This window comes from Arsukibacterium sp., assembly GCF_036735525.1.
Lineage (GTDB): Bacteria > Pseudomonadota > Gammaproteobacteria > Enterobacterales > Alteromonadaceae > Alishewanella.
Genome location: NZ_DAINOE010000021.1, coordinates 30887 through 44308 on the forward strand (window position 1 = coordinate 30887; position 13422 = coordinate 44308).

At 49.9% G+C, this 13422-nt stretch carries 8 protein-coding genes; 4 read left to right on the forward strand and 4 right to left on the reverse strand.

Features of this window, described 5'->3' with window-relative positions:
• Positions 1 to 249 precede the first annotated feature (249 nt).
• The 3 genes from V7D78_RS06190 (at position 250) to V7D78_RS06200 (ending at position 3995) form a co-directional block, all read left to right on the forward strand.
• Entirely contained in the window at positions 250 to 1851 is a 1602-nt protein-coding gene (locus V7D78_RS06190) for a S41 family peptidase (RefSeq protein ID WP_333607567.1), read from the forward strand.
• Between the two features lie 251 nt (positions 1852 to 2102).
• A complete protein-coding gene (locus V7D78_RS06195) occupies positions 2103 to 3512 on the forward strand; it encodes an alpha-amylase family protein (protein WP_333607568.1) in 1410 nt (469 codons plus the stop codon).
• 108 nt (positions 3513 to 3620) lie between these two features.
• Positions 3621 to 3995 carry a c-type cytochrome gene (locus V7D78_RS06200; RefSeq protein ID WP_333607569.1) on the forward strand — a complete coding sequence of 125 codons (375 nt, stop codon included), beginning with the start codon at positions 3621 to 3623 and terminating at the stop codon, positions 3993 to 3995.
• Positions 3996 to 4013: 18 nt separating this feature from the next.
• On the opposite strand, the gene V7D78_RS06205 is transcribed toward V7D78_RS06200, so the two are convergent.
• From V7D78_RS06205 to V7D78_RS06220, 4 genes are all read right to left on the reverse strand, one after another.
• Entirely contained in the window at positions 4014 to 7232 is a 3219-nt protein-coding gene (locus V7D78_RS06205; RefSeq protein WP_333607570.1) for a DEAD/DEAH box helicase, read from the reverse strand.
• 165 nt (positions 7233 to 7397) lie between these two features.
• A complete protein-coding gene (locus V7D78_RS06210; protein WP_333607571.1) occupies positions 7398 to 9116 on the reverse strand; it encodes a FimV/HubP family polar landmark protein in 1719 nt (572 codons plus the stop codon).
• A 10-nt stretch (positions 9117 to 9126) separates the two neighbouring features.
• Entirely contained in the window at positions 9127 to 9936 is an 810-nt protein-coding gene (locus V7D78_RS06215; protein WP_333607572.1) for an outer membrane lipoprotein-sorting protein, read from the reverse strand.
• Positions 9917 to 12244, reverse strand: a complete 2328-nt coding sequence (locus tag V7D78_RS06220; protein ID WP_333607573.1) for an efflux RND transporter permease subunit — start codon at positions 12242 to 12244, stop codon at positions 9917 to 9919. The genes V7D78_RS06215 and V7D78_RS06220 overlap by 20 nt, the downstream gene beginning before the upstream one ends.
• A 195-nt stretch (positions 12245 to 12439) precedes the next feature.
• On the opposite strand from V7D78_RS06220, the gene V7D78_RS06225 reads away from it, so the two are divergent.
• Entirely contained in the window at positions 12440 to 13384 is a 945-nt protein-coding gene (locus V7D78_RS06225) for a YifB family Mg chelatase-like AAA ATPase (protein ID WP_333607574.1), read from the forward strand.
• Positions 13385 to 13422: the final 38 nt, after the last annotated feature.

Sequence of the window (13422 nt, forward strand, 5' to 3'; positions counted from 1 at the left end):
CACTTCAGCCACTGTTTTATCAGCTTCAGTGTAGTGTGCTTAATCAACAGATATCGTAATAAATTGTTAAGCCGTCATTTTAAGAAACAATTGGAACGGCGGCGATATCATTCAGTTCGGGCAACATTTTGTTACAGCTGGACATAGCATCGCCCTTGTCTGAAGAGCCCACTTCTGTTACCTTTTGCGAGCATATTTGCTAACATTAACACAACAACTTTTAGTCGTCGCCAACAGGCAGGGAGACACATGTTTAAACATTCCATTCTTTTTTCTATAGTCTGTCTGGGGTTAGCCGGATGTGGCGGTGGTGGAGGTAGCAGTGGCGGCACCGGTGTCACGGCGCCAACCTGGACAGCCGGGGTATTCCCAGCCGAAAGTAACTTTAAAAATTTTTGCGCCACCCCGCGTACTGGCAACGACCCTTTTAATAATAACGCCCCTTTTCCGGATCGTGCCGGCACGGCCATGCATGAAAAAATGTGGCTACGCTCCTGGAGTAACAATACCTATTTATGGTACCGCGAACTGCCAGATCCTAATCCGGCTAACTTTGGTGTTTTAGCTTATTTTGATCAGTTAAAAACCACAGCACTGACTGACTCAGGAGCGCTGAAAGACGATTTTCATTTTGCCCAAAACACTGCTGAATACCGGCAGGAAACGCAAGGCGGCGTCAGCTCAGGCTATGGCATTCGCTGGTCATTTGGTCGTAACACGCCACCGCGGCTGTTAACTGTGGCTTATGTAGAACCTAACTCTCCCGCCGCTCAACAAGGAGTGGCCAGAGGCGATCAAGTTATTACCGTTAATGGGGTTGATTTTGTCAATGACAACAGCAATGCCGGGGTAACAGTGTTAAACAACGCCTTGTTCCCAAGCAGTACCGGGCAGACAAATCAATTTACTCTGCGCCCAGCCAGCGGCACTGATAAAAGCCTTAGCCTGACATCTGCAAACGTCAGCACCTCGCCGGTACAAAATGTCACTGTTCTGGATACTGCCCAAGGTAAAGTAGGCTATATGCAATTTAATACGCATATTGCATTGGCGCAGCCGCAACTTATTAATGCTATCCAACAATTCTCTACCGAAAACGTGCAGGAGCTGGTGATCGATTTACGCTACAACGGCGGTGGTTTGCTGGCATTGGCCTCGCAATTTGCCTATATGGTCAGCGGCCCGAATATCATTCAAAGCCGTTTCTTTGAACGCACCCGTTTTAATGATAAGCACCCGAACACCAACCCTGTTACCGGCAGTCCCTTAACGCCAATGCCATTTTATGGCGTACAAATTGATTACGAGCGCGGTGTAACAACAGGCACCAGCTTGCCATCACTCGGTTTAAGCCGCATTTATGTGCTCAGCACCGGCAATACCTGCTCTGCCAGTGAAGCCTTTATTAATGGTTTACGCGGTATTGATGTAGAGGTTATTTTGATTGGTGGCAACACCTGTGGCAAACCCTATGGTTTTTATCCTACTGATAACTGCGGCACCACTTATTTCACCATCCAGTTTAGTGGTGAAAACGCTAAAGGCTTTGGCGATTTTGCCGATGGCTTCCGGCCAACGCCAGCTCCGGTATTTCAAGCTGACGTTAAAGGTTGTGTTGCTGCTGATGATTTCAGCAAAGCCCTGGGCGACCCACAGGAACGTTTATTAAGTACGGCACTGCACTACATCGCCAATGACAGCTGTCCGGCGGGCATGATGTCGCAAAGCTTAAGCTGGCAACAACCTGAAATAACCGTGGATGATCAACAGCCATTATGGCAGCTGGATGCACGTTATCGTTCAATGCTATTGGAAAACAGTATCCGTCAGGATATCCGCGATCCGGATTAATCGCCTACCCTGATGCGCGTCACATAACGGCTGCCAGCAATGCTGGCAGCCGTCCCTGTTTTAACGAAGTGTAACAAAAATATCATTCTGGCGTAACTGGACAATATTTGTACAGACTGCTCGGCTATGCTGATTTGGTGTTAACGGAGCCTGGTTGTTATTAACACTGCGATGCAAGGCCCTTATAAAACCTTACAGCATTGCTCCTTTCAGGGATGGCAAACTATAAAAAACACCGAAAGGACAGATAGATGTTAAACATACTAAAACTAAAAAGCACTGGCTTACTGCTAACGCTGTGCCTGCTTAGCCCGGCCGCACTGGCAGATGTCATATTACACGCCTTCGACTGGCATTATAACGAAGTGGCACAACGGGCCAATGAAATCAAAAACCTCGGTTACAAAGCAGTCTTAGTGGCACCACCGCTAAAATCTAATGCCGGTAATTGCGCCTGGTGGCAACGCTACCAACCGCAGGATATCAGGGTGATTGACCACTGCAAAGGCAATAAACAATCGTTTCAGGCGATGATTAATGCCCTCAATGACAGTAATCCGGCACGCAGGGTAGCGGTATACGCCGATATCGTGTTGAATCATATGGCCAATGAACGCAACGGTGCCACTGACTTTCCAGGTCAGGCGGCGTTAAATGCTTATGCCAGCAACCCGACTTACTGGAATAACCAACGCTTATTTGGCAATTTGAGCCAGGGCTTATTCAGCTCATGGGATTTTAACCCGGCTAATTGTATTCAAAATTACAATGATGTCTGGCAGGTACAAAACTGGCGCTTGTGCGGCGGTGGCGGTGATCTGGGCTTACCGGATTTAAACCCGAACAGCTGGGTTATTCAGCAACAGCGTGCTTATTTGCAAGCCCTTAAAAATATGGGTGTCAAAGGCTTTAGGGTAGATGCTGCCAAGCATATGACTATCTGGCATATCAACCAAATCTTTACCAGTGATATTAAAAATGGCATGTACGTGTTTGGCGAAATCATCACCAGTGGTGGGGCAGGTAACAATGAATACAACAGCTTTTTAGCACCCTATTTGCAATATACTGATCACAAAGCCTATGATTTCCCGTTATTTGAAAGCCTGCGCCGGGCTTTTAGTTTTAATGGCAGTATGAATGAACTGGTTAACCCACTGGCCTATGGTCAGGCGCTGGCTAACAACAGAGCGGTTACCTTTACCATTACCCATGATATCCCGACCAATGATGGCTTTCGCTACCTGATTATGAATCCGACCGATGAATATCTGGCCTATTCTTATGTCATGGGGCGTGACGGTGGCAAACCCTTGGTATTTAGCGACAGTACCGGCACCGACAATAATCGTTGGGTCAACGCCTATCGTGCCACCTTTATGCAGCGGATGATTAATTTTCATAACCGTATGCAGGGCCAGGGTATGGAAGTCCTGGCATCCAGTAATTGCGCTATTTTGTTCCGTCGTGGCCAGCAAGGTGTGGTCGGCATTAACAAATGCGGGAGTCAGGTCAGCTTTAACGTTAATACCAACCAGCGATTCTACTGGTATCGTACCTACCGTGATGCCTTAACTGGCGGCGCCACCTTTAGTATTAACAACAGCAATCACAGCTTCAGCATTCCGGCACGTCAGGCCAGAATGTGGTATGCCGATTAAGCCGCAGCAGTGCAAGGGGGTAGGCTATACCTATATAGATACCCCCTGATTATGCTGGGATTTTGCCGCACTTTATGTCAGGCTTAGACTCTGTTTTCGGAGGTACTGATGAGACATAAAGTAGTCACACTCGCCGCACTGCTCAGTAGCGGCATTAGCATTCTGCTTAGCGGTTGTAGTGAACCGGCTGCACCACTGACCGGCAGCCAGTACAACGAGCAAGAACTAGCCATAATACAACAAGCCAGAGTCAGGGCGCATAGTTGTGCCGCTTGTCATGGCCCTGCCGGTATTTCGCGTCAGGCCATGTATCCGAGTTTAGCCGGGCTGGAACCACAGTATTTCACCCAACAGTTAACCGCCTACCGCGATGGCGAACGCAAGCATGCGCTAATGAGCCCTCAAGCGCGGGGGTTGTCTGATCAGGATATAGCGCTGTTGGCAGAATACTATTTTTTATTAGGGCGTCCGGCTGAACAATAAGATTGCAGGCACAGTGACTTAGTCGCTGGCAAACAAGGCCAGTAAATCGGCAGCTTCACCTTGCCAAACCTGGCCTTTACTACCGCCCAGTAATTGGTCAGCCAACCCTTGCTTAAAGCTTTGCAGCTGCTGCACTTTTTCTTCAACGGTACGTCTGGCTATCAGCTTATAGACGAACACCGGCTTGTCCTGGCCAATGCGGTGCGCTCTGTCCGTTGCCTGATTCTCTGCGGCCGGGTTCCACCAGGGATCATAATGAATAACGGTATCAGCCGCGGTTAAATTCAGGCCTGTGCCACCGGCTTTTAAGCTGATTAAAAAAATTTCTGTATCGCCTCGCTGAAAGGCATCAATTTGCTGCTGACGATTTTTGGTCTGGCCGGTTAACTTGCTATAGCTAACGCCAAGGTGCTGCAGCTCATCTTCAATCAGATGCAGCATGCTGGCAAACTGACTGAATAACAAAATGCGACGCCCCTCTTCCAGCATTTCAGGCAGCGTATCGCGCAACCAGGCCAGCTTGGCGTTATTGCGTACACTTTGCGCTTGCTCTATCGGCACCAGCCTGGCATCACAGCACACCTGACGTAACTTTAATAACGCATCTAAAAACTCAATCTGGCTGGCCGCCACGCCTTTTTTAACAAAGAGCTCGCGTACCTTGGTTTCCATAATCAGCCGGATGCTTTCATACAGGTTACGCTGATCGGCCGCCAGTTCCAGTAACTGCACCATTTCGGTTTTAGCGGGCAGCTCAGTGGCTACCTGATTTTTGGTACGTCTGAGCATAAAGGGCGCAATTTTTTGTCTAAGTACCGCCGCCCGCTCAGTATCGGCATGTTTTTCGATTGGCTTGCGATATACCTGCGAAAAATGCTGCTCAGTGCCCAGCAAGCCGGGTAACACAAAATCAAACAGCGACTTTAATTCGCCCAGATGATTTTCCAACGGGGTGCCACTGAGCGCCAGGCTAAAATCACGCTGCAGCGCCCGCACACTTTGCGCCGCCTGACTGCCCGAGTTTTTGATGTGCTGGGCTTCATCCAGCACCACCATACTGAAGTTACGGCTGCGATACAGGGGCAAATCGCGCACCAGTAAAGGGTAGCTGGTGACGATCAGATCAAACTGCTGCACCTGTTCAAAAAGCGGCCGCCGCTTGGGCCCATATATTTGCAACAAACTCAGCTGCGGCGTAAAACGGGCCGCTTCTTGCTGCCAGTTACCCAGTAAGCTGGTGGGGCAAACAATTAACACCGGCTGTTGCAGCCGACCCTGCTGTTTTTCATGCAGCACAAAAGCCAGAGTTTGCAAGGTTTTACCCAAACCCATATCGTCAGCCAGAATACCACCCAGGCCGAAACGTTTTAAAAAGGCTAACCAGTTTAACCCCTGTTGCTGATATGGCCGTAATTGCGCCTGCAAGCCATCGGGCACCTCAACAGTAGTAATGCCGCTGAATTGATGCAACTGACTAGTCAGTTGGCTGAGCCGGTTGGCATTCAGATATTGAATTTCGGCCGCGCCAGGAGGCGGTAAAATAGCGGCTTTAAAGTCAGGCAAATGCAAGGTTAAGGCTGATTTTTGCATGTTCAGCAGCTCAACAATGGTATCGATTAACGGCTGAATTAAACTCATCGGCAGCGCAATACGGCCTTGCGGCAAGCCCAGCCAGATGGTTTGACCGGCCTGAGGTAGGCCATGCTGGCGTAACCATTGGCTTATCAGCGGTAACAAGGGGACCTGCTGGCCCTCAATATCCACCTGGATACCCAGTTCAAAGCCCGATTGCTGGCTATCTTGTACTTGTAAATATGGCGTGGCGGATAAGATGTCCAGGTTAAAGTCAGCTGACTGCTCAATGCGCCAGCCCGCACCTCTCAACTCTTCCTGGGCATCGAGCAGCGGTTGCCATAGTTCTGGATTATCTGGCCCTGACCCAACATCAAAGGCTGACAGCTGCTGATCGGCTTCAGGCCGCTGTGCCGCCTCAACCAAATCCAGCCCTAGTAAACGTTCAATCACCGCAATTTCGGCATGGCGGTCGCGACGGATAAACAAGGTACCCTCGGGACTCGTGACCTCGCTCTGTGCCTCGGTTGCGCTATAGGGCAGCAGCTGGCCTGCATAGTCAAAATTTAGCAGTGCCAAAGGTTTAGCTACAGCGCCTGGCTTACTTTTATACATGGTCAGCTGCAATACCGGTACCGGTGCTACACTGATTTGTCTGACAGCAAGCCCGTCAGGTATTGGCAGGCTGATTTGTTTAAATAACTGCTGTAACTTACCCAGCCGTGCCATCAACATATTGGTTGGGATCATCGGCATTTTTGCCAATAATTTTAATTGCTGGCTGGTCAACGCCGTCTCTACAGGGCCAAACACGTACCGATCCGTATCCAGATATAACAGCGGCTCGGTAAAAATAAGCTGTATATTTTCATCCTCACCAATGCGCCAGGCCAGTTTCTGCCCCTCTGCTTTTACCTGCCAATATAGCTGTAACGGCAAAGATGGCTGTTCACTTAACAGATAACGAGCTTCACCGAAGAAACAACGCCCGGTCGCCAGCAACTGCTGCAGAATGTCATAGCCCCAACGATGTTCAAGCAAGTGTTGATCGGCATTGTTATGAGAACGAAACAAGGTGAGTAAGCGGAAATCTTCTTCATCTAACCAGGACGGTTTTTGCGGGTTGACCAAATCATATTTGCCCAAAGGCTGACCACGGGTATAGCCACCTTTTTTCATTGGCCGCACCCGACGCGGATAAAGCTGTAACCCCTGCTGGCCGTAGCTAAGTAAATACAAGATGCTGTCGGTGTTTGTGACAACAGGTTGTTGCTGCTGCTCAACTTCGTTAAACCAGTTATCCAGTTGTAACATCGGCAATTGTTTGATGCGCAGTTGCTGCTGGGCATAATCACGCCTTAACCGCAGCAACACCGCCAGCATATGCTTGCAGTTGCCATTCACAGGGCAGCTGCAATGACCCGTTAACTGCCATTGCCCATGATGCTCGGTCAGGGACAATTGTTGCTTGTAAGGCGAAAAGCCAGCACCCCATACCTGAGCGCTGATCTGACTTAAGTCATCCTGATATTCTAATTTAACCACTTTGCCCGCTTGCAAATAAGCTCTGGCACGATGCAGCGTGGCCATATCAAACCATTGTAGAAAGTTGGCTTCAGACAGCGGGAAATGGCTGGTACTGGAAGATTCTGTCGGACTTATCAACGCTAGGCAAACCTGTATGTAATGTCGCAGTGAAGCAGCCGGCTACTTTTACTGCAGCGGCCATGCAAACCCCCATCCTAACGCAATTCAGTGCTAGACCAAAGCATATCCTGTTGCAATCAGAACTTTTGCAAGGCTGTGGGTTCAACTAAGGACATCTGTAGCTTAAAAATAGTAATCCAGTAGCAGTGCCAGATAATCATCACGTCGCAGCAGGTATAACGGCTCTGCTGGTTGTTGACTGCTAAACACCCAGCCATTAATACTCAGCCTTAATGAATCAGTTAAACGTAATGCACCTTCTAGCTTGATACTACGGCTATTTTTATAATCAAGATCTTGTAACACACCCAATAAAAACTCTGTTCCTGCTACATCATTTAACGCCAGACGCCAGCCGACAAAGAGATCGTTTTGCCCAGGCGAGGTGGCAGCCTGACCACGGCTGTCATACTGGTACTCCGCAATCCAGCCCAAGTCCCAGACCTGTTGCCAGACGCCAATTTGGGTATACTCAAAACCCGCTGTTGCCGCGACGAACTCTGCCGGACTACTGCGGCGATAGATGCTCTCAAATTTCCACAACCAGTCACCGCTAATCCATAGCAGATCTAACCCATATTGCTCCATCTGCCAATACAGCGGCTGCAATTCACCACTGGGCAAGGGTCTGAATGTCGGCTCGCGATTGTTACCACTAAAAAAGCTCAGCCCGGCATCAACACCAGAAAAACGCTGACTGTAACGCAGCGCCAGATCAAGATTCTGTTTACCGTCACTGGATTGATACCAGGCCACATCATGATTTACCGGCAGTGGCGGACCAAGACGGCCCGCAGGCGACGGAAACTGCCGTTCGCGAAAATAGGGCATAACAAACAGATCCAAGGTACCCGCATTGCCACTGCGGCGAAGTTGTATTAACGGCTGACCTAATTTAGCGTCCTGCTCAACATTGGCGGTTAAATCCGTCTGATTAATCACATTAACCAGTTGCTGAGATTCCGTTACCCCCCAAAATACCGTATCGACCCCCGCTGTCAGTTGCCAACCATCGCCAAAATAACGCCAGTTCGCCTGGGGCAAATCGAGCAGCTTGCTGTCGCTGTCATGTTGATGCCATCTTAAAAAAGGTTCGGCAGTAAACTGATGGTTGCGATTAGCATTTTCATAAGACCACAGCGCCCGGTAGCTGACTATATGGTGTAAACGTGCTGCTGGTTGCTCTGCTCTGTGCGCAAACCACCGTTGTTCTAAGGCCAATTGCTGTTGCCAGCGGTAACTGCCGCGGGCAACAACGGGCAAGCTGTCTGTAGCCGCCGCGGGCAAACTCGCCGGCTGAGCCACTGGCGCACTTGGCGCAGTGGGTTCGGCTGGCGCTGCAACTATTGGCATGCTCTGGGCTGTACGCTCTGGCTCTGGCTCTGGCTCTGGCACTGGTCCCGGCTCTGGCTCTGGCGCTGCAGAGCCATGCTCCCTTTGTGGCAAAGATGACGCTGTTGTTACATCGTCTGCGGCGGTGCTGATGCTGCGTTGTACTATTTTTGCTGGCAGAGATTGCTGAGCCAGCTCGTGGTAATACCATTGCTCCGCATCTTGTGCAGACACCGCTAACATGCGCTCACGACTGGGCAGCTGCAGCACAGCGCCTTGCAATAAATAATGCACATTTTGTTCGCGAAAAGCGGCGGGGTTGTGATGCCACAAGGCATAGATCACCTGAGGCATGGTCACTTGCGCGTCAGGCCGGGCCGATAGTGCCAGGCGCCAAAGTGTGGTATTGGCATCAACAGGTCCTATGCTGTCCCCGGCTCTTGCCAGGCAGGATGTCAGTAACACACCGCTTAGTGTAAAAACTTGTGCGAACTGCACGCGACAGGCCATCAATATTTCCTTACCTTGCACGTTCTAAGGCTGACACATCAAAGTCTGCCTCGGTGCGGCCAGTTCTGAAACGCATAGTTTCAATAATTAAATCTGTGCTCTTGCCCGTTTGATGATTAAGCATACTCAGCTTCATCGGTCGCCAGAATTGCTCCAGAAATAGCTGATAGTCATGCAAGCTCAGCGTCTTTAATAAGCTGTTTCGTTTGTCGTAATACTCAACCTGCTGCAAGCGGTAATGTTGTTGATCAACCCAGGCCACTACACGGCTATAACCAGAAAAATTATCCGTTGGAATTTGTTCCACTACATAGGTTTGCAAGCCATTTAATTCCTCACTACGCAGATATCGGAAATCAAACTTTTCCAACTCAAACGAAGCCATATCTTCATAGGCAAACTCACTGGCCATAAAAGGGCCTGACTTGTTACGGGTCGCAATTCGTCTGGTACGCCGCACACTGGGTAAAAACAACCATTGATCATCTTCTACCTTAGTATGGGTATGGGTTAAAAATGCCGAGCCACGCACATCGCCTGGTTCGTCAAAGACGGTCAGCGCCCTGTCGCCATCACCTTGCACTTCCAGCGCCAGCGTACGCATACGACGGGTGCTCTCACGACCCTGCGCATTTCGTAATACCATTAACACCTGGCTTTCGCTGTCACCCCAGCCGCTATCACGGCGCTTCTGCTCAGTTGCGATTTCAAGACCGCGTGCGGCGGCACTTGCCTCATCGTTTGCTGCGCTGCAGACTGACCAGCCCAACAGGCTAATACTCAGTAGCAGGCTGGTTAGACTAGCGCGGTGATAAAGCATCAGATGTCTCCTTTTTTTCTGGTACAGGTACCAGCGTTCGATCAAAACGTAACAAGCAGGCCGGCAGATACAGAAAATCAATAACCAGGGCGACAAAGATAATCAGCGCGGTTAACATCCCCATGTCCGAGTTTAACCGGAAGCCGGACAACATTAATACCCCAAAGCCTATAACCAGAACCATGGTTGTAATCCACAGCGCCCGGCCAACACTGTGAAATGCGTATCGTACTGCCCCTTCAGCATTGCGCCCTTCCTGACGGGCATGCCGGTATTTGCTCAAAAAGTGCACGGTATCATCAACTATAATACCCAGGCTCATGCCTGCTACAACCGACAACGCCAGATTAATCTCTCCACTGATCACCCCCCACAAACCAAAGCCCACCAAAGCAGGCGCAATATTCGGAATAAGGCTTAACACGCCAAGGCGCCACGAGCGCAGGCACAGCACCAGTAATAAAGAGATTAATAGCAGTGCCAGCGGCAGCGTTTTCAGCATAGACGCCATGTTGCGCTCGCCAATATGGGCAAACATTAACGCCGCACTGGCGGCACTAAGCCGGTAGTCAGGATAATGTTCAGCGACAAAATCAGCTGCCCGCTGTTCAACCGCCGTCAATTGCTTGCTGCCTAAATTATACAAGGTTGTAGAGATGCGGGTGGCGCTACGATCAATGTTTAGCTGATTATTTAAATCCAAACCATAAGGCAGTGACATTTCATACATCAGTAAATATTGCGCGGCTTCATCTTGTTGCTCTGGAAGTCGGTAATAGTCCTCATCATCACCATGCATGTTTTTATTCAGACGCTTGTATACGTCGCTGATGCTGTTGACATGGGTGATCTCAGGTTGTTGCAACAGCCAGTCACTAACATTGGCGACTGCTTGCAAAAACGCTGGATTGTTAATAGCCCCTGGCTGCTGACCATCTAACGCAAAATCGATTAATGTAAAACCACTGAGGTTTTGTTCCAGAAAATCGTTTGACTGCCTGAAATCAGTGGCGGGAGAAAAATATTTAATGGCTTCGTCATTGACCTTATTCAGACTAATCAGCGCAGCACAAGCCACAATCAGCAAGGTACCCAGGGGTAAGATCCACTTTTGCCAGCGGATCACCCAATCTGCCAGGCTATCCATCGCAGTAGTACCCCGGTTTACCGCTTGCGGGGCTTTTACCGGTAGTACAGTTAATAAGGCCGGCAGGAGCAGCAAGGAAAAGCCACAAGCCAGCATCACCCCCAAAGCCGTAAGGTTACCCAAATCACGTAATATCGGCACTTCAGAGAAATTCAAAGTTAAAAAGCCAATGGCGGTGGTGACGCTGGTAATAATGACCGGCATAGCATTACGTTCCAGGCTATAGCGAATGGCTGCTGCTTTTTCATCGCCACGGCGCAACGCAAATTGCATGGAGGCAATCACGTGAACGGAATCGGCAACCGCCAGCGTCATTAAAATTGTGGGTACGTTCACCGTAGCGGTACTAAGAAAAATACCGGCCCAGCCGGCTAAACCCAAGGTACACAGTACGGTGGCAACAATAATCACCAGCGTAGCTAATGAGCCAACCACCGAGCGTAACAACCAGGCTAACATCAGCAAAATAGCCAGAAACATTATAGGGATAAGGGTTTTTGCATCGTTTTCCGCCTCTGAAGCAAAGGCATAATTCATGGCAATAACCCCGGTGTGATGAAACGTTACCTCAGGATAGCGGGCAGAAAAGTCTGCAGACAGCTGCGAGACAAATTGCCAAACATCCAACACCTCCTGATTTTGATTCAGTTCAGGCAGTTGCACTGTAATATTAACTGCCGCAACCTGGCCACTAGCTGAAACCAGTCGGTTAATGAGAGCCGGCTCAGCCAGGGCAATACGACGTACTCGTTCAACCGCCTCCTGATCCAGTGCAGCGGCATCATCAACCAAGTCTGCCACCAGCAAGTCATCGTCCATCGCCTCGGTGTGCTGAAAATTGGTAATGGAATCAATTCGGGTTGAGTAAGGTGTTTGCCAGGCGGCTTCGGTATATTGCTGAATCAACCGCAGCATTTTTGGGCTAAAGATATCGCCATCCTGTGGTGCGATACCAATTAGCATGTTGTCACTTTTATTAAAGTCGTACTGCATTTGCTCAAACGCCAGCAGCTGCGGATTATCCGGCGAGAAAAAAATCCGGTAGTCGCCCCGAAAATACAACTGCGATAACCCGGTCGCACAGAGCGCTAACAGCACAAAACTGAGCACTATGGCACGCCATGGCCGCTCTATAGTAAGCCCAAACCAAAATGACTTCATGTCACCTCCTCGCTGCTACGAACGGACCGCTCGCTCACCAAGTGTATACCAGAACCGGCGTCTTGCTATAACAACACAGACAATTCATCACCCCTGCCCATTGTCAGCAAGGATAAAACGTAAAGCAGTGAAAACTTGCTAATATTTAACACTTGAGCAATTATTAATTATCTTTAATTGCATTTCGGAGACAGGATGTCACTAGCCGTTATTTACAGTCGGGCGCGCCATGGCTTGGATGCCCCCCTGGTCACTGTTGAAGTGCATATCAGTAATGGTTTACCGGCGTTTCAGTTGGTAGGTTTGCCTGAAACCTCGGTTAAAGAAGCCAGGGACAGGGTGCGCAGCGCTATGGTAAACAGCGGTTTTGCTTTTCCGGATCGTAAAATCACCGTGAATCTGGCCCCGGCGGATTTACCCAAAGAAGGCGGCAGGTTCGATTTACCCATTGCACTGGGTATCATTGTCGCCAGCGGTCAGTTAACAGAGCACAGCACTGATGGTTATGAGTTTTATGGCGAGCTGGCGTTATCCGGTGACATCAGGCCAATTTTAGGTGAAATTCCGGTGGCCATTGCCTGTCGCGATGCCGGTCGTGCCGCCGTACTGCCAATGCTTAATGCTCAGCAGGCGCAACAAGTACCCAGTGCCAGTATCCATGGCGCAGCCCATATCCTGCAAGTGCACAGTTTTTTATTAGCCCAGCAAGCGCTACCGGCCATACCGCCACTGCCCGAGCGGCCTTTGCAACATCTTCCCGATTTAGCCGATGTCAAAGGTCAGGCACAAGCCAAGCGGGTGCTGGAAATCGCGGCTGCGGGTGAGCACAATATGTTAATGCTGGGGCCGGCCGGTACTGGCAAGTCGATGTTAGCACAACGCTTACCTGGTATTTTGCCTCCCTTGACCGAACAGGAGGCGCTGGCCACCGCCGCCATTTACTCTATTGCCGGTTTACAACGCAACCTGACCGACTGGCAGCAAAGGCCTTTTCGCAGCCCACACCATACCAGTTCAGCAGTGGCCTTAGTGGGCGGCGGCTCAGTACCAAGGCCCGGTGAAATTTCTCTGGCACATCATGGCATCTTGTTTTTGGATGAATTACCTGAATTCCCGCGTAAGGTGCGTATTTCGGGATGATCCGGCCAGCGATTTCGGCATGAGTCGGCCACCCATTT